The sequence below is a fragment of the Halomonas koreensis genome (assembly GCF_031451675.1).
Taxonomy (GTDB): domain Bacteria; phylum Pseudomonadota; class Gammaproteobacteria; order Pseudomonadales; family Halomonadaceae; genus Halomonas; species Halomonas koreensis.
This window is the reverse complement of sequence record NZ_JARWAK010000002.1, coordinates 148,532-169,935: the sequence shown is the minus strand read 5'-3', so window position 1 is coordinate 169,935 and position 21,404 is coordinate 148,532. Positions and strand designations below refer to the sequence as shown.

Annotated in this window: 21 protein-coding genes; 10 read left to right on the top strand and 11 right to left on the bottom strand. The window is 71.5% G+C overall.

Annotation, left to right across the window (positions count from 1 at the left end; translation table 11 throughout):
* Positions 1-18 precede the first annotated feature (18 nt).
* Together QC818_RS02940 and QC818_RS02935 are read left to right on the top strand one after the other, a co-directional pair.
* The gene (locus QC818_RS02940) at positions 19-417 is read left to right on the top strand and encodes an antitoxin Xre-like helix-turn-helix domain-containing protein (protein ID WP_309651348.1); all 399 of its coding nucleotides are present in this window, start codon (positions 19-21) and stop codon (positions 415-417) included.
* A complete protein-coding gene (locus tag QC818_RS02935) occupies positions 414-1,103 on the top strand; it encodes an RES family NAD+ phosphorylase (RefSeq protein WP_309651347.1) in 690 nt (229 codons plus the stop codon). The genes QC818_RS02940 and QC818_RS02935 overlap by 4 nt, the downstream gene beginning before the upstream one ends.
* On the opposite strand, the gene QC818_RS02930 is transcribed toward QC818_RS02935, so the two are convergent.
* The 3 genes from QC818_RS02930 to QC818_RS02920 form a co-directional block, all read right to left on the bottom strand.
* Positions 1,081-1,878, bottom strand: coding sequence for a TatD family hydrolase (locus tag QC818_RS02930; protein WP_309651346.1), 798 nt, complete (start codon positions 1,876-1,878; stop codon positions 1,081-1,083). The genes QC818_RS02935 and QC818_RS02930 overlap by 23 nt on opposite strands.
* A gap of 116 nt (positions 1,879-1,994) precedes the next feature.
* Entirely contained in the window at positions 1,995-3,584 is a 1,590-nt protein-coding gene (locus QC818_RS02925) for a peptide chain release factor 3 (RefSeq protein WP_309651345.1), read from the bottom strand.
* 129 nt (positions 3,585-3,713) lie between these two features.
* Positions 3,714-4,019: a hypothetical protein gene (locus tag QC818_RS02920; RefSeq protein ID WP_309651344.1), complete on the bottom strand. Its 306-nt coding sequence runs from the start codon at positions 4,017-4,019 to the stop codon at positions 3,714-3,716.
* A 200-nt stretch (positions 4,020-4,219) separates the two neighbouring features.
* Between QC818_RS02920 and QC818_RS02915 the strand changes: the two genes are divergently transcribed.
* Entirely contained in the window at positions 4,220-5,020 is an 801-nt protein-coding gene (locus QC818_RS02915; protein ID WP_309651343.1) for a formate/nitrite transporter family protein, read from the top strand.
* A gap of 6 nt (positions 5,021-5,026) precedes the next feature.
* Here QC818_RS02915 and cysQ read toward each other — a convergent pair whose 3' ends face one another.
* From cysQ to QC818_RS02895, 4 genes are read right to left on the bottom strand one after another with little or no spacing between them, the layout of a single operon-like run.
* The gene (cysQ, locus tag QC818_RS02910; RefSeq protein WP_309651342.1) at positions 5,027-5,863 is read right to left on the bottom strand and encodes a 3'(2'),5'-bisphosphate nucleotidase CysQ; all 837 of its coding nucleotides are present in this window, start codon (positions 5,861-5,863) and stop codon (positions 5,027-5,029) included.
* Positions 5,860-6,525: an SDR family oxidoreductase gene (locus tag QC818_RS02905; protein ID WP_309651341.1), complete on the bottom strand. Its 666-nt coding sequence runs from the start codon at positions 6,523-6,525 to the stop codon at positions 5,860-5,862. Before QC818_RS02905 ends, cysQ begins: the two co-directional genes overlap by 4 nt.
* Before the next feature lie 43 nt (positions 6,526-6,568).
* A complete protein-coding gene (locus QC818_RS02900) occupies positions 6,569-9,709 on the bottom strand; it encodes an efflux RND transporter permease subunit (protein WP_309651340.1) in 3,141 nt (1,046 codons plus the stop codon).
* Positions 9,706-10,932 (bottom strand): efflux RND transporter periplasmic adaptor subunit, encoded by a 1,227-nt coding sequence (locus QC818_RS02895; RefSeq protein WP_309651339.1) that lies wholly within the window; start codon positions 10,930-10,932, stop codon positions 9,706-9,708. The genes QC818_RS02900 and QC818_RS02895 overlap by 4 nt, the downstream gene beginning before the upstream one ends.
* A 143-nt stretch (positions 10,933-11,075) precedes the next feature.
* On the opposite strand from QC818_RS02895, the gene QC818_RS02890 reads away from it, so the two are divergent.
* Both QC818_RS02890 and QC818_RS02885 read left to right on the top strand, forming a co-directional pair.
* Complete coding sequence (locus QC818_RS02890) at positions 11,076-12,347, top strand: ATP-binding protein (RefSeq protein WP_309651338.1); 1,272 nt, start codon at positions 11,076-11,078, stop codon at positions 12,345-12,347.
* A gap of 27 nt (positions 12,348-12,374) precedes the next feature.
* Positions 12,375-12,914, top strand: coding sequence for a response regulator transcription factor (locus QC818_RS02885; protein ID WP_309651337.1), 540 nt, complete (start codon positions 12,375-12,377; stop codon positions 12,912-12,914).
* A 127-nt stretch (positions 12,915-13,041) separates the two neighbouring features.
* Here the strand turns inward: QC818_RS02885 and QC818_RS02880 are convergent, their stop codons facing one another.
* Positions 13,042-13,812, bottom strand: coding sequence for a 3-hydroxybutyrate dehydrogenase (locus QC818_RS02880; protein WP_309651336.1), 771 nt, complete (start codon positions 13,810-13,812; stop codon positions 13,042-13,044).
* A gap of 85 nt (positions 13,813-13,897) precedes the next feature.
* The gene (hybE, locus tag QC818_RS02875) at positions 13,898-14,329 is read right to left on the bottom strand and encodes a [NiFe]-hydrogenase assembly chaperone HybE (protein WP_309651335.1); all 432 of its coding nucleotides are present in this window, start codon (positions 14,327-14,329) and stop codon (positions 13,898-13,900) included.
* Positions 14,330-14,476: 147 nt separating this feature from the next.
* On the opposite strand from hybE, the gene QC818_RS02870 reads away from it, so the two are divergent.
* The 3 genes from QC818_RS02870 (at position 14,477) to QC818_RS02860 (ending at position 16,607) form a co-directional block, all read left to right on the top strand.
* The gene (locus QC818_RS02870) at positions 14,477-15,298 is read left to right on the top strand and encodes an inositol monophosphatase family protein (protein ID WP_309651334.1); all 822 of its coding nucleotides are present in this window, start codon (positions 14,477-14,479) and stop codon (positions 15,296-15,298) included.
* A 126-nt stretch (positions 15,299-15,424) separates the two neighbouring features.
* Positions 15,425-15,700, top strand: coding sequence for a GrxA family glutaredoxin (locus QC818_RS02865; RefSeq protein ID WP_309651333.1), 276 nt, complete (start codon positions 15,425-15,427; stop codon positions 15,698-15,700).
* 139 nt (positions 15,701-15,839) lie between these two features.
* Complete coding sequence (locus tag QC818_RS02860; protein WP_309651332.1) at positions 15,840-16,607, top strand: VOC family protein; 768 nt, start codon at positions 15,840-15,842, stop codon at positions 16,605-16,607.
* Positions 16,608-16,792: 185 nt separating this feature from the next.
* Here QC818_RS02860 and QC818_RS02855 read toward each other — a convergent pair whose 3' ends face one another.
* Complete coding sequence (locus QC818_RS02855) at positions 16,793-17,455, bottom strand: CoA transferase subunit B (protein ID WP_309651331.1); 663 nt, start codon at positions 17,453-17,455, stop codon at positions 16,793-16,795.
* A gap of 202 nt (positions 17,456-17,657) precedes the next feature.
* Positions 17,658-18,359 carry a CoA transferase subunit A gene (locus tag QC818_RS02850; protein WP_309651330.1) on the bottom strand — a complete coding sequence of 234 codons (702 nt, stop codon included), beginning with the start codon at positions 18,357-18,359 and terminating at the stop codon, positions 17,658-17,660.
* A gap of 123 nt (positions 18,360-18,482) precedes the next feature.
* Here QC818_RS02850 and QC818_RS02845 point away from each other — a divergent pair, with 123 nt between their 5' ends.
* Positions 18,483-19,385, top strand: coding sequence for a LysR family transcriptional regulator (locus QC818_RS02845; protein WP_309651329.1), 903 nt, complete (start codon positions 18,483-18,485; stop codon positions 19,383-19,385).
* 26 nt (positions 19,386-19,411) lie between these two features.
* On the top strand, positions 19,412-21,361 hold the full coding sequence (locus QC818_RS02840; protein ID WP_309651328.1) for an acetoacetate--CoA ligase: 1,950 nt from the start codon (positions 19,412-19,414) through the stop codon (positions 21,359-21,361).
* Positions 21,362-21,404: the final 43 nt, after the last annotated feature.

Genomic DNA, 21,404 nt, shown 5'->3' with positions numbered 1-21,404 from the left:
GCGTCGAGGCGCACTGCCATGCTCGATCCCCATTCCCTCGCCGACGACCGGCTCGCCGCCGCCACCGGACTCAAGACCGCGGTGCGGATCCTCGATCGCTGGGGCGCCAGCGGCGATCAGGTCGAGGCGATCCTGCGGGTGTCGCACAGCACCTGCGCCCGGGCGCGCAACGGCAGCCTCGAGGCGATCAAGCTCGATCGCGACCAGCTGGCGCGCCTCAGCTATGTCCTCAACATCCATGCCGCCCTGAGGATCGTGTTCGACAACCCGGAGAACCTCTACGGCTTCATGGGCATGGCCAACCACAACGCCTTCTTCGGCGGGCGCCCCCCGCTCGAGGTCCTCGGCGGCGGCGATTTCGCGGCCCTCTACGAGAGCTTCAAGCGCATCGATGCCCTGCGCGGAGGCGGCTGGTGAGCCCCGAGGCCTTCCCTCGCCTGCCGCGACGCGAGGCGATCGGCTACCGGCTCGTCAACAGCAAGCTTCCGCCCATCCACCTGTTCGACGACGTCGCCGACGAGGCGGAGTTCGAGGCGCTGTACGCCCTGCAGGCGATGACCAACCCGCGCCTGCTGGCCGAAGCCGGCGACCTGAGCCTGCTGCCCCGCGAGGCGATCCCCTTCGGCATCCCCGGCTGCTCCTACGCGACCGCCCCCTTCACCCACGTGAATCCGGAGGGCTCACGCTTCGGCGACGGCAGCTTCGGCGTGCTGTATCTGGCGGACAGCCTGACCACCGCCATCGGGGAGGTCCGCCACCACCAGCAACGCTACTGGCAGAACGTGCCCGACCTTCACTACGAGCGCTTCACCTTCCGCGGGCTGCGGGGGCGCTTCGACGAGCACGGCGTGCGCGACGCCCTGGGGCTGGCCGGCGACGATCCGCTGCTGTCACCGGACGATTACACGGCCTCGCGTGCCCTGGGCCGGGCGATGGTCGAGGCGGGCGAGACCGGGATCCGCTATCCGTCGGTGCGCCAGCCGGGCGCGGCCTGCTGGGCCCTGATGACCCCACGCCCGGTGCGGGAGCTCATCCAGACGCAGCATTACGAGATGATCTGGAACGGGCGGCTCACCGAGGTCAACCGGCTGTCGAGCCGCTGATCCCGTCCCCGCCGGGCGCCAGCCCGAACAGTCGGGCGGCGTTGGCGCGACTGTCCGCCGCCACCCGCTCGGCGGACTGGCCGCGCAGCTCGGCGACCCGCCGACACACCTCCGCCACCCGGGCCGGCTCGTTGCGCTCGCCCCGGTGACCCGCCGGGGGCATGTCGGGACTGTCGGTCTCCAGCACATAGCCGTCGTCCGGCAACGCCGCCACGGTGCGCTGCAGGCGCTGGGCGCGATCATGGGTCAGCGCGCCGCCGAGCCCGACCAGACAGCCGAGGTCGAGGAAGGCCTTCGCCTGCTCGGGCGAGCCGGCGAAGGCATGGATCAGGCCGCCGGCGGGGGGCGCCAGCTGGCGCAGCCGCTTGGCGACCCGGTCGTTGGCGCGCACGCAGTGGATCACCGGCGGCAGGCGGCGCTCCCGGGCCAGGCGCAGCTGGGCGTCGAACAGCATCCACTGAGCGTCCAGGGTCTCCGGAAAGCGCGCGTCGATGCCGCACTCCCCCACCGCCACCACCTCCGGATGGGCCGTCAGGGCCCGCGCCAGCGCCTCCACGTCGCCCTCGCCATGCTCGGTCATGAAGCAGGGGTGCAGGCCCAGGCAGACGTCGACCTCGGCGCGCTCGCCCAGCGCCAGCACCCGCTCCCAGTGGCGCCGCACGGTGCCCGGCACCACGAAGCGGCCGACGCCGGCCGCCCGGGCCCGGGCGAAGACCGCCTCGCGGTCGGCGTCGAAGGCGGGGAAGTCCAGATGGCAGTGGGCGTCGATCAACATAGGGAAGGGGAAGAAGGAAGAAGGAAGAAGGAAGATAGAATATCTCGGACGATCTTGCCTCTTCCAGGCGCGACGCGCCGTTCTTCCCTCTTCGAGCGGCGTAGCCGCGTCTTCGGTCAGTGTTCCCGGGTCGGGTTGAAGCGAATCTCCGGCCAACGCTCCTGGGTCATCTGCAGGTTGACCCGGGTCGGGGCGATATAGGTCAGGTAGCCGCCGCCGTCGATGGCGAGGTTGGCGCTGGCCTTGCGCTTGAACTCCTCGAGCATCTTGGGATCGTCGCAGTAGACCCAGCGGGCGGTATGGACGTTGACCCCCTCGTAGAGGCAGTCGACCTTGTACTCCTGCTTGAGGCGATGCGCCACCACGTCGAACTGCAGCGTCCCCACGGCCCCCAGGATCAGGTCGTTGTTGTCCATGGGCATGAACACCTGGGTGGCGCCCTCCTCGGAGAGCTGCTGCAGGCCCTTCTGCAGCGCCTTCATCTTCAGCGGGTCCTTGAGGCGCACGCGCTTGAACAGCTCCGGGGCGAAGTGCGGGATGCCGGTGAAGCGCATGTCCTCGCCCTGGGTGAAGGTGTCGCCGATCTGGATGGTGCCGTGGTTGTGCAGGCCGATGATGTCGCCCGGCCAGGCCTCCTCGACATGGGCGCGGTCCGAGGCCATGAAGGTCAGGGCATCGGCGATCTTGACGTCCTTGCCGATGCGCACGTGGCGCATCTTCATGCTCTTCTCGTACTTGCCCGAACAGACCCGCAGGAAGGCGATGCGATCCCGGTGGTTGGGATCCATGTTGGCCTGGATCTTGAACACGAAGCCGGTGAAGGTGCCGTCCTCGGCCTCCACGGTGCGGGTGTCGGTCTCCCGGGGCTGGGGCGTCGGGGCGTACTCGACGAAGCCGTCGAGCATCTCGCGCACGCCGAAGTTGCCCATGGCGGTGCCGAAGTACACCGGGGTCAGCTCGCCGCGCAGATAGGCCTGGTGGTCGAAGGGATGGGCGGCGCCGCGGACCAGCTCCACCTCCATGCGCAGCTCCTCGGCGACGTCCTCGCCGAGCACCTCGTCGACCTCGGGGCTGTCGAGCCCCTCGATGCGCCTGTCGTCGGGGATGCGATTGCCCTGCCCCTGGGTGTAGAGATGGATGACGTCGTTGTAGAGATGGTAGACGCCCTTGAAGTGCCGCCCCATGCCGATGGGCCAGGTCATGGGCGCGCACTGGATGTTGAGCACCTCCTCCACCTCGTCCATCACCTCGATGGGATCGCGGATGTCGCGGTCCATCTTGTTGACGAAGGTCAGGATCGGGGTGGTGCGCAGGCGACAGACGTCCATCAGCTTGATGGTGCGGTCCTCGACGCCCTTGGCGCCGTCGATGACCATCAGCGCCGAGTCCACCGCCGTCAGGGTGCGGTAGGTATCCTCGGAGAAGTCCTCGTGACCGGGCGTGTCGAGCAGGTTGACGATGCGCCCGCCATAGGGGAACTGCATCACCGAGGTGGTCACCGAGATGCCGCGCTCCTGCTCCATCTTCATCCAGTCGGAGGTGGCGTGGCGATCGTCGCGCTTGCTCTTCACCGACCCCGCCATCTGGATGGCGTTGCCGAACAGCAGCATCTTCTCGGTGATGGTGGTCTTGCCCGCGTCGGGGTGACTGATGATGGCAAAGGTGCGTCGAAGCCCGGTCTCGTGGGCTTGCGTGGAATGTGTCATCGGGCCTCTGTGCTCAGGCTGGTACTCGCGTCTCGATGGTCCCGGCATGACGGGACTCGCTGACGGGATTGTACCGCCCGGCCGGGGGCGCTGTCTCGAGGCGCGAGCCGTTGGCCCGCCGGCGAGCCCCTAGACGGCGGCCCCGAGCCGCAGGCCCAGCGACTCGGCGACGAACTCCCGCACCCTGGGGGTCTCGGCCCGCTCGGCGTCGACCACCAGCACCCGGCAGCCGGCGAGGTCGCCCCCGGGGCGAGCGTCGTGCAGTGGCCAGCAGCGCAGGCCGGACTTCAGCATCAGGAAGGGGCCGCGCCGGGGATCCCTTCCGAGGCCTCGCAGGTCCGCCTCGGGAGGCACCACGAAGACCACGTCGGGCACGGCGCCGCGACGCCGGTTCAGCTGCTGCAGGGGAAGCCGCTCGACCTGTACCTGGCACATGGGGACCGCCTCCGGCTGTGCTGCGCCTATGGGACCTACACCATAGTCCAGCCTGACCCGGCCGGCGGGTGACCTTGCCATGAAAGTTTTGCGACCCGGCGGGGCTCGAACACCGATCGATATCCGATACCCACGGGCCGGGCGAGGCCCACGGGGCAGCCGCTATAGTGAAGGGGTCACCGCCTCCGGAGGTCGCTCCCATGGACAAGGCGCCGCTGTTCGGCGATGCCTACCCGCCCCGCGAGATCGCGCGGCGCGTCACCCGCCTGGGCGTGGCCAAGGCGCGCGCCGATGCCGCCAGCGTGCTGCTGCTGGCCGTGCTGGCCGGCGCCTTCATCGCCCTGGGCGCGCTGTTCTTCGCCGTGGTGGTCACCGGCAGCGAGCTGGGCTTCGGCATCACCCGCCTGCTCGGCGGCCTGAGCTTCTGCCTGGGGCTCGCCCTGGTGGTGGTGGCCGGCGCCGAGCTCTTCACCGGCAACAACCTGATGGCCATGGCCTGGGCCAGCGGGGAGATCCGCGGCCGGGAGCTGCTGCGCCACTGGGGGCTGGTCTACCTCGGCAACGCGGTCGGCGCAGTGGGCACGGTGGCCCTGGCCCTGGTCGCCGACCTGCCGGCGCTGGGCGACGGCGGCCTGGGCGAGACCCTGGTGGCGATCGCCGCGGCCAAGGCCGAGCTGGAGCCGCTGGCCGCCTTCGGGCGGGGCCTGCTGTGCAACGTCCTGGTGTGCCTGGCCGTATGGCTGGCCATGGGTGGGCACAGCGTCACCGACAAGCTGCTCGCCATCGTCTGGCCGATCAGCGCCTTCGTGGCACTGGGCTTCGAGCACTCGGTGGCCAACTGGTGCTTCCTGCCGCTGGGCCTGTGGCTGGCGCCGGAGGCGGTGCCCGTCGGCGGCGCGGCCCTCAACCTGGCGCTGGTCACCGCCGGCAACATCCTCGGCGGCAGCCTGCTGGTCGCCGGCGTCTACTGGCTGGCCTACCTGCGCCCCCCGGCCCCTTGAGGCGGCTCAACGGGGCGCCCCCCGGGTGGCGGCCAGGGCCCGCTCCCAGCGGGGATCCCGGGCGCTGCAGGCGATGAAATCGGGATTGAGCGGCTCGCGGCGGCGATTACAGCGCAACGTCGCCAGGCCGTCGGCCTCGAGCACGCCGCCGCCGGCGGCGACCAGTACGGCCTGGCCGGCGGCCGTGTCCCACTCGCCGGTCGGCCCGAAGCGCGGGTAGAGATCGGCCGCCCCCTCGGCGATCAGGCACAGCTTCAGCGAGCTGCCCCGGGCCACCCGCCGGTGGGGCGGCAGGGCCTGACAGAAGGCGTCGAGGAGCCCCAGTCCATGGGCCCGGCTGCCCAGCACCCGCCAGGGCGTGCGCGCCGGGTCCGGCAGCGGCCGTACCCGGATGGCGCGCTCGTCGCCGTCACGATGGCAGCGGCGGCGCGCCCCGAGCCCGACGCCACCGTACCAGCTGGCGGCGAAGGCCGGGGCATGCACCAGGCCGAACACCGGCACGCCGTCCTCGACCAGCGCCAGGTTGAGGGTGAAGTCGTCGCGCCCGGCGACGAACTCCCGGGTCCCGTCCAGCGGGTCCAGCAGCCAGTAGCGCCGCCATCGGCGCCGCATCGCCCAGGGCACCGGCGCCGTTTCCTCGGACAGCACCGGCAGCCGGGGCGTGAGCGCCGCCAACAGCGCCAGCAGGACACCCTGGGCGGCGAGGTCGGCCTCAGTGACCGGACTGCCGTCGTCCTTGAGCTCGACGGCGAAGGACCGCCGGCGAATGGCCAGGACCTCGCGGCCGGCGGCCGTCACGCCGGCCAGCAGCCGGCGCTGCAGCGAGGGCGGAAGCGGGCTCACCAGGGCAGCCGCTCGCCGTTGCTGTGCCAGAAGCCGCCGCTGGTCTCGAGGGTCAGCGCCTCGATGCGCGCGGCCAGCCCCGCGGCCGCCTCCTCCGGCGAGATCAGGCCGCCGAAGTTGACCATGCGGGTCTGCACGTAGCCGGGATGCAGCTGCGCCACCGCGATGCCGCGGGGCGCCAGGTCCACGGCCAGCGACTTGCCGAAGGCGTTCAAGGCCGCCTTGGAGGCGCGATAGCCGTAGCGGCCGCCGGAATCGTTGTCGGCGATCGAGCCCATGCGGCTGGTGATGTTGGCGACCTTGGCGCCCTCCCCCAGGCACGGCAGCAGCGCCTCGACGACGCGCAGCGGCGCATAGGCGTTGATCTCCATCTGGGCGCGGATGGCGTCGAAGTCGAGCTCGCCGAGGACCTCGTCGTGGAGCAGGCCGGCGTTGTTGATCAGCAGGTCGAGGGGTCGGCCATCGAGTTCGCGGGCTAGGCGGGCCACGTCCTCGGAGCGGGTCACGTCGATGCCGTCGATGACCCGCTCGGCGACCTCGGCGAGCTCGGCGGACGCCTTCCGGCAGACGCCGATGACGCGCCGGCCCTCGCCGGCATAGTGACGGGCCAGGGCCAGGCCGACGCCGCGGTTGGCGCCGGTGATCAGCACGGTGGATGACATCGTGTTCTCCTCTGACGGGGAATGCTCGGGTCCGGGAGCCATTCTAGCGGCCGGCGGCGCCCGACGGCAGCTCCGCCGCGTCCGCATCGCGTCCCAGCCGGGCGCGCAGCCGCTCCAGGTAGCTCAGCAGCACCGGGATCACCGCCAGCACCAGCAGGGTCGAGAGCCCCAGGCCGAAGGCGATGGACACCGCCATGGGAATCAGGAACTGGGCCTGCAGGGAGGTCTCGAACAGCAGCGGCGTGAGGCCGCCGATGGTGGTCAGGGAGGTCAGCAGCACGGCGCGCACCCGCTGCACCACCGCCTCGTTGAGGGCGGCGTCGATGGCCAGCCCGCGGCGGCGCTGCTGGCGGTAGAAGGTCACCAGGATGATGGCGTTGTTGACCACGATGCCGGAGAGCCCGAACAGCCCGAACAGCGACAGCATGGTAAGGTCGAGCCCCATCAGCCAGTGCCCCAGCAGGGCGCCCACCAGGGCCAGCGGGATGGTGGCCATGACGATCAGCGGCAGGCTCCAGGAGGCGAACACCCAGGCCAGCACCATGTACATCAGGCCGAGTCCGACCGCCAGGCCGGTGCGCATGTCGGCGAAGGTCTCGCGCTGGTCGGCGGCGCGCCCCTCGAAGCTGTAGTGCACGCCGTGGGCGCGGGCCAGCGCCGGCAGGGTCTCGGCCTCCAGGCCGGCGAGGATGCGATCCGGGGTGGTGACCTCGGCATCCACCGCGGCGGTGACCTCCACCGCCAGGCGCCCGTCGGCGTGGCGCAGGGCCTCGAAGCCCTGGCGATGGTCCAGGGTCATGACCTGGCCCAGGGGCACGAAGCGGCCGTCCGCGGTGCGCACGCCGAGCCGCGACAGGGTCGCCAGGCGCTCGCGCTGATCCCGGGGCAGCATCACCCGCACCTCGATCTCGTCGGCGCCGTCCTGGTAGATCTGCACCAGGCGACCGTCGAAGGCATCGCGCAGCTGGCGCCCCAGCTCGCGGGTGGTCAGCCCCAGGGCTTCTCCCCGGGGGTTGACCCGGTAGAGCAGCTGCTCGCGCCCCCAGGGCATGTCGTCCTCGGTGTCGAGGACCCCGGGCAGCTCGTCCAGGGCCACCGTCAGGGCCTCGGCGGCGCGCTTCAGCGCGACCGGCGTCTCGCCGGTGAGACGCACGTTGACGTCCTTGCCCGGGGGGCCGGCGCTGCGCTCGGTGATGGTCAGGGTCTCCAGGCCCGGCGGCGGCGGCAGCCGCTCTCGCCAGGCCCGGATGAAGGTCGCGTTGCGCACCGTGCGGTCGTCCGAGGGCACCAGCTCCACCATGATCGAGCCGAGGTTGTCGCCGCTGCGCGAGGCCCGGCCATCGGCGATCACCGCGCCATGGCGGGTCACCGCCTGGGTCACCAGGCCGCCGCCCAGCTCGGCGTCGGTGGCCGCCAGGGCCTGCTCCATGCGGGCCAGGAAGCGGTCGACGCGTTCGCGATCGGTGCCCGCCACGAAGCCGGCATTGGCGTAGAGGACATTGGGCTCCGGGGCGGGGAAGAAGTTGAAGGCCAGGCGCCCCCCGGCCAGCAGCCCCAGGCTGACGAGCACCACGGCAACCGCCGCGGCCAGGGTCGCGCCCCGATGGCGCAGGGTCAGCGCCGAGAAGCGCCGGAAGGGCCCCTCGCGGAAGGCCTCGAAGGCGCCCTCGAAGCGCCCGCGGACCCGGGCCGGCAGCGAGCGGGTCGCCGTCGGCGCCGGCACGAAGGCGTTGCGCAGGTGGGCGGGCAGCACCACGAAGCATTCCATCAGCGAGGCGATCAGCACGCAGACCATCACCACCGGAATGTCGCCGAGGATGCTGCCGATCACGCCGCCGACCATCAGCAGCGGCATGAAGGCCGCCACCGTGGTCAGCGAGGACGCCAGCACCGGCCACAGCATGCGGCGCGCCGCCCCTTCCGAGGCGTGCCGCGCCGGCTCGCCCTGGCGGGCATGGGCGTCGGCGTCCTCGCCGACCACGATGGCGTCGTCGACGATCACCCCCAGGGCCATGATCAGCGCGAACAGCGAGATCATGTTGATCGAGCCGCCGATCAGCCAGAACACCGCCATGGCGCCGAGGAAGGCGGTGGGAATGCCGACCGCCACCCAGAAGGCCACCCGCCCCGGCAGGAAGAGGTAGAGCAGCCCCAGCACCAGCAGCAGCCCCCCCAGGCCATTGCCGACGAGCAGCCCGATGCGCTCGGCGATCAGCCGCCAGGTCTGGTCGTGGACCTCCAGGGTCACCGCTGGCGGCAGGCTCGGCCGGCGCGCCTCGAGCCAGTCCTCCAGGACGCCGGCGGCGGCCAGGGCATTGCCGTCCTCGGTGCGCTGCAGCAGCAGCTCGACCGCGGGGCGACCGTCGCGACTCAGGGTCACCTGGCCGTCGCGGGGCTCCTGGCGCACGGTGGCGATATCGCCCAGGCGGATCCGCACCCGGTCGCTGCCGAGGATCGGCAGCTCGGCGAACCCGGCCGGCGAGCGCCGCTGCTCCACGGCGCGCAGCTCGCGCGTGCTGTCGCGCTGTCCCAGCTGGCCCGCCGGCAGGTCGCGGGACAGCCGGTCGATGCGCTCGGCGATGTCGCCGATGTCCAGCGCCAGCCCCTGCAGGCGGGCCGCCGGCACCTCGATGCTGATCTGCTGTTCCGGGAGCCCCTGGGTCTCGATGCGATCGATGCCGGCGTCCAGCAGCTCGTCCTCGAGCCGGTTGGCCAGCGCCCGGAGCTCCCGCCGGGAGCTCGGCCCGTGCACCAGCAGCCGGGCCACCGGCTCGTAGCGGGCCACGCGATTGACCCGCGGCGTCTCGGCGTCCGCCGGCAGGTTGGTGAACTCGTCGACCCGCTGGCGCACGTCGTCCAGCGCCAGCACCGGGTCGCTGCCCTCGCGGAACTCCAGGGTCAGGCTGGAGACGCCCTGGGCGGAGGTCGAGGTCATGCGCTTGAGGCCGTCCAGGCTGCGCAGCCGCTGCTCCAGGGGCACGGTGATGCCCTGCTCCACGTCCTCCGCGGCGGCGCCGCTCCACAGGGTGCGCACGGTGACCACGTCCAGGGCGAAATCGGGGAAGAACTGGATGTTCATGCGCGACAGGCCCAGGGCCCCGCCCAGCAGCATGAGCAGCATCACCAGGTTGGCGGCCACCCGGTGGTGGACGAAGAAGCCCAGCGGCCCGCGACGCCGGCTCATGGCGCCGCCCCGTCGGCTGCCTCGACCCGCAAGCCCTCGAGGGCGTTGGGCAGGTGGGTGACGATGACCGACTGGCCGTCGGCCAGGGCCTCGCCACTGACCAGCACCCAGCTGTCGCCGTCGGGCCCGGGGACCGGGCCGTGGCGGGTCACCGCCACCCGCCGCATGCGGCCGTCGGCATCGCGCAGGTAGAGATCGCCCTCGCCGTAGAGGGCGCTGGCCGGCACGGCCAGGCTGTCGGCCACCGGGGGGCGCCGCAGGCGGACGTCCACCAGGCTGCCGGGCCTCAGCGCCTCGCCGCCGTCCAGCAGGCGCAGGATGGCCTGGGTGCCGCCGGGCTCGCTGCGGCCGCTGAAACCGGTCAGCGCGAAGCGCGCGTCCTCGCCGATGGCGATCGGCCGCCGCCCTTCCGCCAGGGCGGCCTGCAGCTCGGCCAGGTAGGGGGCGGGCACCAGGGCCCGCAGCTCCAGGCCATCCCGGGGATACAGCGACAGCAGCTCGGCCCCCTCGACCACCCGCTCCCCCGGCGCGGCGCTCACCTCGCCGACCACGCCGTCGAAGGGGGCGCTGACCCGGGCCCGGGCGGCGTCCCGTCGGGCCTCGGCGAGCCCCGCCCGGGCCTCGGCGAGGCCGGCCTCGAGCCGCGCCAGGCGGGCGGGGTGCTCGGCGATGCGGCCCTCCCGGGCCGCCACCGTGACCCGCGCCCGGGCCAGCGCATCCCGGGCGTCGTCCAGGTCGGCGGACGCGGCCAGGTCCCGGCTTGCCAGCGAGCGGATGCGCGCCAGGCGTCGGCGGGCGTTGTCGAGCAGCTCGCGCTCGCGGGCCAGGGCGTCGCGGTCGCTGGCATGACCGACCCGCTCGGCCTCGAGCTGGGCCTGCAGGTCCGCCACCCGGGCCTCGGCACGGGCCACCACCGGGGCGACGTCGGCCTGGTCCAGGGCCAGCAGCAGCTCGCCCTCGGCCACGCGCTGGCCGTCACGGACCGGCCGCTCGGCGAGACGCGCGGTGAGCGGGGCGCTGACGGTGACGGCCTCGGGCGCGGTGATCTCGCCGTACAGGGTCAGCCGCGGCGCGTGCTCGGCCAGGGTCGCCTCCAGGGTCTCGACCCGCCAGCGGCGCTCGCCGGGCGCGGCGCCCTCGGGCTCGGGGCGCGTCGCGCGCAGCGCCAGGAAGACCGCCACGCCGAGGGCCAGGATCAGCAGGGGAAGCAAGCGTCGTCGCATCGGGGCGCCCTAGTCGAGGATTCGCGAAGGCCAATATACAGGCTTGCGCCGTCCACGCGGAATCGGGTGACATCGCGCCGCGGGCGCGCATCCGGGGGGAAACTTCGGTTATCATGCCCCCCGACCTGCATCGTGGAGTCCTCATGCAAGCCGCCCTGCCCCTGCCGCTGTCCACCCCCAATCGCAACCTGGTACGCCTGACCATCGTCCGCGGCATCACCTGGACCGGCTTCCTGGCCGGCATCGTGATCGGCGTGGAGGGCCTGGGCTTCGACCTGGACCTGCCGGCGGTGATCGGCGTGATCCTGGTCATGGGGCTGATCAACGTCGCCACCTGGTGGCGGCTGGGGCGCCCGCGGGCGGTGACCCATCGCGAGTACCTGGCCCACCTGCTGGCCGACATGGCCGGGCTGACGCTGCTGTTCTACTTCACCGGCGGCTCCACCAACCCCTTCATCAACTACTACCTGGTGCCGGTGACCATCGCCGCCGCCACCCTGCCCTGGCGCCATGCCTGGGCGGTCGCGGCCGCGGGGCTGGCCGGCACCAGTTTCCTGATGGTCTTCTACCATCCCGTTCCCCAGCTCGGCATGCCCCATGCCGAGGCGGGGGTGAACCTGCATACCCTGGGCATGTGGCTGAACTTCGCCCTGTCCGCGGGCCTGGTGACCTTCTTCATCTACAAGATGGCCCGCGCCCTGCGCGGCCGCGAGCAGGCGCTGTCCCGCACCCGCGAGGCGGTGCTGCGCAACGAGCAGGTGCTGGCCGTGGCCACCCAGGCGGCGGGCACCGCCCACGAGCTGGGCACGCCGCTGTCGACCATGGCGGTGCTGCTCAAGGAGATGCGCGAGGACGCCCGCGGCCAGCCGCTGCTGGAGAAGGACATCGACCTGCTGCGCGAGCAGGTCGACACCTGCAAGTCGCGCCTGCGCCACCTGGTGGACAGCGCCGACCGGCGCCGCATGGCGCGCCCGGAGGTCCGCGACGCCCAGGAATGGCTGGCCGAGGTGGTGCAGCGCTGGCTGGTACTGCGACCGGACGTGGCCCACCGCCTGGACGTGACCGGGCGCCGCGGGAATCCCCGGGTGGCGGTGGACACCACCCTGGACCAGGCGCTGACCAACCTGCTCAACAACGCCGCGGACGCCAACCCCGACGACATCGCCATCCAGCTGGACTGGAACGACGAGGCGGTGGTGATCGACATCCGCGACCACGGCCCCGGGGTCTCGCTGTCGATCGCCGACCAGCTCGGCGAGACCTTCGTCTCCACCAAGAGCAAGGGGCTGGGCATCGGCCTGTTCCTGACCCACGCCACCATCAACCGCTTCGGCGGCGGCGTCAGCCTGTACAATCACCCCGAGGGCGGCACCCTGACCGAGGTGACCCTGCCCCGTAGCGACCCCGCGGCCTGACCCGCGCCCCGACCCTGCGAGGATGTCATGCAAGAGAGCGACCAACGGCTGCTGATCATCGACGATGACGAGATGTTCTGCCATGTGCTGCATCGCGCCCTGAGCCGGCGCGGCTATGAGGTGCTGGTGGCCCATGACGGGGCCGAGGCCCTGTCGCTGGCACGACGTCATCGGCCGCAGATGGCCACCCTGGACCTCAAGCTGGAGCAGGAGTCCGGCCTCAAGCTGCTGCCGGAGCTGCTGGAGCTGGTGCCGGACTGCCGGGTCGTGGTGCTGACGGGCTACTCGAGCATCGCCACGGCGGTGGAGGCGATCAAGCTCGGGGCGGTGAACTACCTGTGCAAGCCGGCGGACGCCGACGAGGTGCTCACCGCCCTGTCGCGGGAGGAGGGAGACCCGGAAGCGGAGGTCGCCGATCACCCGCCCTCGGTCAACCGGCTGACCTGGGAGCACATCCAGAAGGTGCTCCAGGAGCACGACGGCAACATCTCCGCCACCGCCCGGGCGCTGGGCATGCATCGGCGCACCCTGCAGCGCAAGCTGCAGAAGCGACCGGTACGGCGCTGAGGCGCCAAGAGGGAAGAGGGAAGACAGGGTATGCTCATGTCTTCCTTCTATCAGGCGCGAAGCGCCGGTCTTCCTTCTTCGAGTGGCACAGCCACGCCCTTCCCTCTTCCAGCGGCGCAGCCGCGCCTTACTGAGCCGTCCACCCCAGGTCGATGTTCCAGCTGGCGCCGGTCACCGCGCCGGCCGCGTCCGAGGCCAGGTAGCCGACCAGCGAGGCGACCTCGTCGGGATCGATCAGGCGCTTGACGGCGGCGTTCTTGAGCATGACCTCCTCCACCACCTGCTGCTCCTGCATGCCGTGCAGCCGGGCCTGGTCGGCGATCTGGTTGTCCACCAGCGGCGTCTTGACGTAGGCCGGGCAGATGGCGTTGGCGGTGATGCCCTGGCCGCCACCTTCCAGGGCCGCGGTCTTGGTCAGGCCGATCATGCCGTGCTTGGCGCTGATGTAGGCGGCCTTGCCCGGCGAGGCCACCTGGGCATGCACCGAGGCGACATTGACGATGCGTCCCCAGCCGGCCTCGCGCATCGACGGCCAGGCGGCCTGGGTCAGCAGGAAGGGCGCGGTGAGCATCAGATCGATGATCCGCCGCCACTGGTCCTCGGGGAAGTCCTCGATGGGCGAGACATGCTGGATGCCGGCGTTGTTGACGAGGATGTCGAGGCGCCCGAAGCGCGCCAGGGCATCGGCCACCGCGGCCCGGCAGGCCTCGCCGTCGGTCAGGTCGGCCTGGAAGAAGGCCGCCCCGGCGGCCTCCGCCACCTGGCGCCCGTCGGGGTTGAAGTCCACGGCCAGCACCTGGTGGCCGAGGTCGCGAAAGTGGCGAACCACGGCGGCGCCGATGCCGCTGCTGGTGCCGGTGACCAGGGCGACGCGGGGGGTGGAAGCATTGGCGGTCATGACGTCTCCTCGATGCGGGTTCCCTGAAAGGCTGCGGGGTCCAGCATAGGACGGCTTGATGCACTGCACCACCCCCGGCGCCGGGCTAGTCGCCGGACGCCGCCGGCGCCATGACCCGCTCCATCAGCCGCTGGGCCAGGCGGCTGCCTTCCTGCAGCGAATCGATGTCGGACAGGTCGTCCAGCAGCGGACAGGCCCACAGCCACTGCTCCGCGTCCAGCGCCAGCACCCGGAAGGGGTAGCGGCCGGAGGGCAGCGTCAGGACCAGCGACGCCGCCTCGGGAGGAGCCATCGGTGACTCCGGCACCAGCGCCAGCGACAGCGAGACCGGGGTGATGAGCGCGCCCAGCAGGGCCGGGCGGCCGTCGGGCAGCGCCTGCGGCTGGAAGCACAGGGCGTCGACGCCCAGCCGCGGGTTGTAGTGCGGCTCGGCCTTGGCCTCGGCGAGATGGGCCCGTGCCCAGGCGCAGGCCAGCGTGGCCAGGCGTTCGTACTGATCGGCGGTCAATGCCTGCATCCTGCCTCCGGATCGTTGGGGGTCGCCAGTATAGCGGCCGCGAACGAGGTTCGGCAGGGCCCGTCCGGACTGCTAGCCTAGAAGCGCGACATCCCGCGCCGGGGCCGTCGCGCCTCGCGCCCCCGCCACTCGCCCCAAGGAGCCCCCATGTCCCCCGAGCAGCGCCTGGAGATCGCCGTCGACATCGCCACCCACGCCGGCCGCCTGATCGTCGAGGCCCGGGACGCGGGCGGCTTCGGCCAGCGCTACAAGCACGGCCAGGAGCTGGTCACCGATACCGACGTGGAGGTGGACACCTACATCGAGGAGCGCCTCCAGGCGAGCTTCCCCGAGGAGGCGCGGCTCAGCGAGGAGCTCGCCCCGGATCGCGAGGCCCTGGAGCACCCCCGGGACCTGTGGGTGGTGGACCCCATCGACGGCACCGTGAACTTCGCCCACGGCCTGCATCACGTGGCGGTGTCGATCGGCTGGGTCAGCGGCGGTCGGCTCAGGGTCGGGGTGGTGCACGCCCCCTTCCTGGGCGAGACCTATACCGCCCTGGCCGGCCGCGGCGCCTGGTGCAACGGCGAGCCGATGCGCGTCAGCCGGACCCGCGAGCTGTCCCGGGCCCTGGTCGGCACCGGCTTCCCCTATCGCCGGGACAGCCGCCCCCCGCTGATGCGCCGGCTGATGGCCGTGCTCTCCCGCTGCCAGGACGTGCGCCGGGCCGGCTCCGCGGCCCTGGACCTGTGCGCCGTGGCCAGCGGCCGGCTGGATGCCTACTACGAAAGCATCACCCCCTGGGACCTGGCCGCCGGGCTGCTGATCGCCCGCGAGGCCGGTGCCCGCACCGGGCATCTCTACCCCGGCCCCGGCGGCATCCCCGAGGACCTCTACGGCGAGAACCTGCTGGTGGCGACCCCGGCGCTGCACGAGCCGCTGGGCGAACTGCTGCGCCACGCCGACGCCAGCGAGCTGGGCCAGCTGTAGCCGCGCCATAGGCCCCCGCAATCGGCGATACAGGCCGGGGCTATTGGCCAATGGCGCCGTCCTGGGTCACAATGGCGCCCGTTTCCGCCCCCTTTACCCGCATCCCCGATGCAAGGAGTCGTCAGCATGTTCGTCGTCATCTTCGGCCGTCCCGCCTGCCCCTTCTGCGTGCGCGCCAAGGAGCTCGCCGAGAAGCTCGAGAGCGCCGGTGCCATCCAGGGCTTCCGCTACGTGGACATCCACGAGGAAGGCATCACCAAGGCCGACATGGAGAAGACCATCGGCAAGCCGGTGGAGACCGTGCCGCAGATCTTCGTCGACCAGACCCATATCGGCGGCTTCACCGAGTTCGACCAGTACGTCCGCCAGGAGGCGCTGCTGCCGGCCGCGACCGCCGACTGACACGGGCTTCGCGCCCCGCATCGCGAAAACCGCCCTCGCCGGCGGTTTTCGCGTTTCCGGCCCTCGTTGAATCCGCCCACACTCCCGCGGCTTACACTGCCCCCAGGGCACAGGCTTCCGCAGACGAGGGCAAGGCAGCATGCAACGGGAAGAGTTCGTCCAGCAGCTATGGCTGGACTATGTCCACCAGCACCCGGACATCGGCGGGCTGCGACTCTGGCCGGTGTCGATCCCGCCGGAATACCTGACGCTGCTGACGCTCAATCACGGCCCCTGGTCCATGGAGGCCCTGCTGCCGTCCCTGATGCGCTTCGGCTACCGCCCGGCGTATCGCTACGCGATGCCCGACCGCGGCCTGCTGGCCACCCTGCTGGCCGCCCCCGACGACGGCGCCTGGCTGGTCCTGGCCGAACTGCAGCTGGGGACCCTGTCCCGGGAACCGCGCTCGGCGCTGCAGCGACTGGTGGAACGGGCCCCGCCCGGGGAACGCCACGGCCAGGCGCTGCTGTGCCACGGCCGGCCCTGGCCGATGCCGGACCGGGCCAGCTACCTGGCGCTCGCCGCCGCCCACCCGCTGGCCGGCTGGCTGGCGATCATGGGGCCCCGCCTGCACCACCCCGGCTTCGACTGCACGCGCCTCGGCCGCGACATCGCCGACCTGGACGGCGCCCTGGAACAGGCCGGCCTGCCCGGTCGCGCCGACCGCCATCACGGCCTGCTGCCCATCTCGCCACTGCTCGAGTACCGCTTCCACCCGGCCCCGGCCCGCCGGCTGTGCTTCGCCGACGGCGACGAGTACCGGGTCGGCGGCGGCGGCCTGGCGCTGGTCCAGAAGCAGGTCGCCGCCAACCAGGAAAGGGCCGCCGCCCTGCTGCTCCCCCACCACACCCGTTGCGAGCTCGACTGAGCCCGTCCACAGTTTCTGTGGATAACGCTGTGCATCGCCCCGGCACAGGCCGCCGCAGGCCCCACGACGCCGCCGGCGACCTCGGAATGGTCATTTTTTCGGCATCCCGCGCCCGGGCCGGGCCCGAAAGCAGGCGGCCCGGGCGAAAGCCCGGGCCGCGCGACCGGCAGGGTCGTGACGAGGGATCAGTCGGCGAAGACCATTTCCGGCACGTGATCCGGGACGATCAGCTTGCCCGCCGTCTTTTCCTGGATCTCCTCCACCGACACGCCCGGGGCCCGCTCCTTGAGCACGAAGGCGCCGTCCTCGATCTCCAGATAGGCCAGGTCGGTCAGCACGCGGTTGATGCAGCCGGCGCCGGTCAGCGGCAGGTTGCAGGACGCCAGCAGCTTGGACTCGCCATGCTTGGAGGCGTGAGTCATGGTGCAGATGATGTTCTCGGCGCCGGCCACCAGGTCCATGGCGCCGCCCATGCCCTTGATCAGCTTGCCGGGGATCATCCAGGAGGCGATGTTGCCGTTCTGGTCGACCTCGAAGGCGCCGAGCACGGTCAGGTCGACGTGGCCGCCGCGGATCATGGCGAAGGATTCCGCGGAGGAGAAGATCGCCGCGCCGGGACGGGCGGTGACGGTCTGCTTGCCGGCATTGATCATGTCCGGATCCACTTCCTCCTCGGTGGGGAAGCGGCCCATGCCCAACAGGCCGTTCTCGGACTGCAGCATGACGTCGATGTCGTCCGGGACATAGTTGGCCACCAGGGTGGGGATGCCGATGCCCAGGTTGACGTAGAAGCCGTCCTCGAGTTCGCGCGCCACGCGCATTGCCATCTGTTCGCGAGTCAGTGCCATCTTGATGCCTCTTGTGTCTTGTGAGAGATAAACGTCATCTGAGAGCGCAGTTCCCCGACCTCGGCCAGGATGAGTGCCGGGGACAAGGCGGAGCGAGGGTCCTTTGCCATGGAGGGCTAATTGACAGCGCCCTCGCGGTGACCCGGCACTCCGGGGCTTGTCGCCGGAAAAGCTCGTCTCTCGACGGGTCGTGAAAGGGCTCTTAGCCCTGGTGCACGGTGCGCTTCTCGATGCGCTTCTCGAAGCTGCCCTGGATGAGGCGATCCACGTAGATGCCCGGGGTGTGGATCTGGTCGGGCGCCAGCTCGCCGGGCTCGACGATCTCCTCGACCTCGACCACGGTGATCTTGCCGGCGGTGGCGGCCAGGGGATTGAAGTTCTGGGCGGTGTCGCGATAGACGACGTTGCCGTAGCGGTCGGCCTTCCAGCCCTTGACGATGGCGAAGTCGCCGACCACCGACTCCTCGAGGATGTAGTGGCGGCCGCCGAACTCGCGGACCTCCTTGCCCTCGCCGATCGGGGTGCCGTAGCCGGTGGCGGTGTAGAAGGCGGGGATACCCGCACCGCCGGCGCGCATCTTCTCGGCCAGGGTGCCCTGGGGAGTCAGCACCACCTCGATCTCGCCTTCCAGCATCTGCTGCTCGAACAGCGCGTTCTCGCCCACGTAGGAGGCGTGGATCTCGCGGATCTGCTTGTCCTCCAGCAGCAGGCCCAGGCCGAAGCCGTCGACGCCGCAGTTGTTGGAGTACACGGTCAGGTCCTTGACGCCCCGGCGCTGGATCTCGGCGATCAGGTTCTCGGGAATGCCGCACAGCCCGAAGCCGCCGGCGATCACGGTCATCCCGCTCTCCAGACCGGCCATGGCTTCTTCGTAGGAGCCCACTCGCTTGTCGAATCCGGCCATATCGATGCCTCGCATGGTTGGAAGGTTGTTGTGACGGATGCAAGCAGTGTCGCGGGGGACTATATATTTGTTAAGTTTGTTTTTTTTATTGATTATTTTGCCTACCCAATAAATGGGGCCGTCATGACCGTCAAGCAGCTTCGCGCCTTCCTGGCCGTGGCCCAGACCCTGAGCTTCACCCAGGCCTGCCAGCGGCTCCACCTCTCCCAGCCGGCGCTCAGCCTCACCATCAAGGGGCTCGAGGAGTCCCTGGGCGGCCGGCTGCTGACCCGCAGCACCCGCCGGGTGCGCCTGACCCCGGAGGGCGAATCCCTGGTGCCGCTGGCCAAGCGCCTGCTGGCCGACTGGGACAACACCGAGGAGCTGCTGCGCCAGCGCTTCACCCTGCGCCTCGGCCGGGTGGCCCTGGCCGCCATGCCCTCCCTGGCGGGCAACCAGCTGCCCGGCGTGCTGATGGCCTTCCGCGAGCGCTACCCGCAGATCCGCGTCACCGTCCATGACGTCATCAACGAGCAGGTCATCGACATGGTGCGTCAGGGACGGGTCGAGCTGGGCATCGCCTTCGCTCCCGAGGCCGCCGACGCCCTGGAGTTCACCCCGCTGTTCGAGGATCGCTTCGTGGCGGTGGTGCCGGCGGACTCGCCGCTGGCAGGGCGCGCCAGCATCGACTGGCCGACGCTGCTGACCCGGGACTTCATCACCCTGCAGCGCCCCTCCATGGTGCGCCTGATGCTGGAGCAGCAGCTGCAGGCTCGGGGCATCGCGCCGCGGGTGGCCTTCGAGAGCCACCAGCTCACCACCGTGGGCCGCATGGTCGCCGAGGGGCTCGGCGTCAGTGCGGTGCCCTCGCTGTGCATCGACCAGATGCACGAGCTCGGCGCCCGCTGCCTGGCCCTGGAGGCGCCGGTGATCCGCCGCGCCGTGGGCGTGCTCTCGCCCCGCGGCGACGCCCTCTCGGTGGCCGCCCAGGCGCTGCGCGAGGTCATCCAGGAGACCCTCACCGCGCCGGTGCTAAGCTCGGAATAGGCCATCGCCACGAGGGGGGAGCGCCCATGACCCAGCCGATCTGGCAGCCGTCGCCCGAGGCCGTCGAGGCCACGCGGATGACCGCGCTGATGCGCCGCATCGAGCGCGAGCACGGGGTCACCCTCGACGACTACGCGGCCCTGCACGCCTGGAGCCTGGCGCACCCGGCGCGCTTCTGGGCCCTGCTCTGGGACGCCTTCGGCATCGTCGCCGAGACCCGCGGCGAGCGGGTGCTCGAGCGCCCCGACGCCATGCCCGGCGCTCGCTGGTTTCCCGACGCCCGCCTCAACGTCGTCGCCAACCTGCTGTCGCGCCGCGACGACCATCCGGCGCTGATCGCCCGGGACGAGCGGGGCCGGCGCCGCGAGCTCGACTACGCGACCCTGCATCGCCGGGTCGCGAGCCTGGCCGGGGTGCTGCGCGAGGCCGGCGTGGTCCCGGGGGACCGGGTCGCCGGGGTCGTGCCCAACAGCGAGCACGCCGTCATCGCCATGCTCGCCGCCGCCAGCCTCGGCGCGGTGTGGTCGTCCTGCTCGCCGGACTTCGGCGTCCAGGGCGTGCTCGACCGCTTCGGTCAGATCGCCCCCCGGGTGCTGATCGCCGCCGACGGCTACACCTGGAACGGCAAGGGCATCGATATCCGCGAGCGCCTGGCGGCCATCGTCGCCGGCCTCGAGGGCCTGGCGCGGGTGGTGGTCTTCCCCTTCCTCGACGACCGCCCGAACCTCTCGGGCATCCCCGGCGCCGTGGCCTGGGACGATGTCCTGGCCCGGGACGCCGGAGCGCTCGAGGTGACCGCGCTGCCCTTCGACCATCCGCTCTACATCCTCTACTCGTCGGGCACCACCGGCACGCCCAAGTGCATCGTCCACGGCGCCGGCGGCACCCTGCTCCAGCACCTCAAGGAGCACCGCCTGCATACCGACATCGGCCCCGACGACGTGCTCTTCTACTACACCACCTGCGGCTGGATGATGTGGAACTGGCTGGTCTCGGGGCTCGCCAGCGGCGCCACCCTGGTGCTGTTCGACGGCGCCCCCTTCGCCCCCTCGCCGGACGCGCTCTGGGCGATGGCCGAGGGCGAAGGCGTCAGCGTCTTCGGCACCAGCGCCCGCTACCTGGGCGCCTGCGAGAAGCAAGGGCTGCGGCCCGACCGCGATCACGACCTCTCGGCGCTGCGGGCCCTGCTGTCCACCGGCTCCGCCCTGCCCCACGAGTCCTTCGACTACGTCTACCGCGACATCAAGGCCGACCTGCTGCTGGCCTCGATCTCCGGGGGCACCGACATCGTCTCCTGCTTCGCCCTGGGCTGCCCGATCCGCCCCGTCTACCGCGGCCAGCTGCAGTGCCGGGGGCTGGGCATGGCGGTGGAGGTGTTCGACGACGACGGCCGCCCGCTGCGCGGCGAGAAGGGCGAGCTGGTCTGCACCCGGCCCTTCCCCGCCATGCCGCTGGGCTTCTGGAACGACCCGGACGGCGAGCGCTACCACGACGCCTACTTCGCCACCTTCCCCGGGGTCTGGGCCCACGGCGACTACGCCGAGATCACCGCGGAGGACGGCCTGGTCATCCACGGCCGTTCCGACGCGGTGCTCAATCCGGGCGGCGTGCGCATCGGCACCGCCGAGATCTATCGCCAGGTCGAGAAGGTCGAGGAGGTCCTGGAGTCGCTGTGCATCGGCCAGGACTGGGGCGACGACACCCGGGTGGTGCTCTTCGTGCGCCTGCGCGAGGGACAGGTCCTGGACGAGGCCCTGCGCCGGCGGATCCGCGACACCATCCGCGCCAATGCCACCCCGCGCCACGTGCCGGCGAGGATCCTCCAGGTCGCGGACCTGCCGCGCACCCGCTCGGGCAAGCTGGTCGAGCTGGCGGTGCGCAACGTGGTCCACGGCCGGCCGGTCAAGAATCGCGAGGCGCTGGCCAACCCCGAGGCCCTGGCGCTGTTCGAGGACCTCCCCGAGTTGCGCGAATGACCCGACGACGTTGACCGGGCCGCTGGGCACCCCCGCCGGGATC

Bases quoted from the DNA above. Each gene is read 5' to 3' on its own strand.
- QC818_RS02890 (WP_309651338.1), top strand. From the start codon at position 11,076: ATGCAAGCCGCCCTGCCCCTGCCGCTGTCCACCCCCAATCGCAACCTG.
- QC818_RS02925 (WP_309651345.1), bottom strand. From the start codon at position 3,584: ATGACACATTCCACGCAAGCCCACGAGACCGGGCTTCGACGCACCTTT.
- QC818_RS02870 (WP_309651334.1), top strand. From the start codon at position 14,477: ATGTCCCCCGAGCAGCGCCTGGAGATCGCCGTCGACATCGCCACCCAC.
- QC818_RS02900 (WP_309651340.1), bottom strand. From the start codon at position 9,709: ATGAGCCGGCGTCGCGGGCCGCTGGGCTTCTTCGTCCACCACCGGGTG.
- QC818_RS02915 (WP_309651343.1), top strand. From the start codon at position 4,220: ATGGACAAGGCGCCGCTGTTCGGCGATGCCTACCCGCCCCGCGAGATC.
- QC818_RS02930 (WP_309651346.1), bottom strand. From the start codon at position 1,878: ATGTTGATCGACGCCCACTGCCATCTGGACTTCCCCGCCTTCGACGCC.
- hybE (WP_309651335.1), bottom strand. From the start codon at position 14,329: ATGCAGGCATTGACCGCCGATCAGTACGAACGCCTGGCCACGCTGGCC.
- QC818_RS02865 (WP_309651333.1), top strand. From the start codon at position 15,425: ATGTTCGTCGTCATCTTCGGCCGTCCCGCCTGCCCCTTCTGCGTGCGC.
- QC818_RS02920 (WP_309651344.1), bottom strand. From the start codon at position 4,019: ATGTGCCAGGTACAGGTCGAGCGGCTTCCCCTGCAGCAGCTGAACCGG.
- QC818_RS02895 (WP_309651339.1), bottom strand. From the start codon at position 10,932: ATGCGACGACGCTTGCTTCCCCTGCTGATCCTGGCCCTCGGCGTGGCG.
- QC818_RS02840 (WP_309651328.1), top strand. From the start codon at position 19,412: ATGACCCAGCCGATCTGGCAGCCGTCGCCCGAGGCCGTCGAGGCCACG.
- QC818_RS02905 (WP_309651341.1), bottom strand. From the start codon at position 6,525: ATGTCATCCACCGTGCTGATCACCGGCGCCAACCGCGGCGTCGGCCTG.
- QC818_RS02940 (WP_309651348.1), top strand. From the start codon at position 19: ATGCTCGATCCCCATTCCCTCGCCGACGACCGGCTCGCCGCCGCCACC.
- QC818_RS02845 (WP_309651329.1), top strand. From the start codon at position 18,483: ATGACCGTCAAGCAGCTTCGCGCCTTCCTGGCCGTGGCCCAGACCCTG.
- QC818_RS02860 (WP_309651332.1), top strand. From the start codon at position 15,840: ATGCAACGGGAAGAGTTCGTCCAGCAGCTATGGCTGGACTATGTCCAC.
- QC818_RS02885 (WP_309651337.1), top strand. From the start codon at position 12,375: ATGCAAGAGAGCGACCAACGGCTGCTGATCATCGACGATGACGAGATG.
- QC818_RS02850 (WP_309651330.1), bottom strand. From the start codon at position 18,359: ATGGCCGGATTCGACAAGCGAGTGGGCTCCTACGAAGAAGCCATGGCC.
- QC818_RS02880 (WP_309651336.1), bottom strand. From the start codon at position 13,812: ATGACCGCCAATGCTTCCACCCCCCGCGTCGCCCTGGTCACCGGCACC.
- QC818_RS02855 (WP_309651331.1), bottom strand. From the start codon at position 17,455: ATGGCACTGACTCGCGAACAGATGGCAATGCGCGTGGCGCGCGAACTC.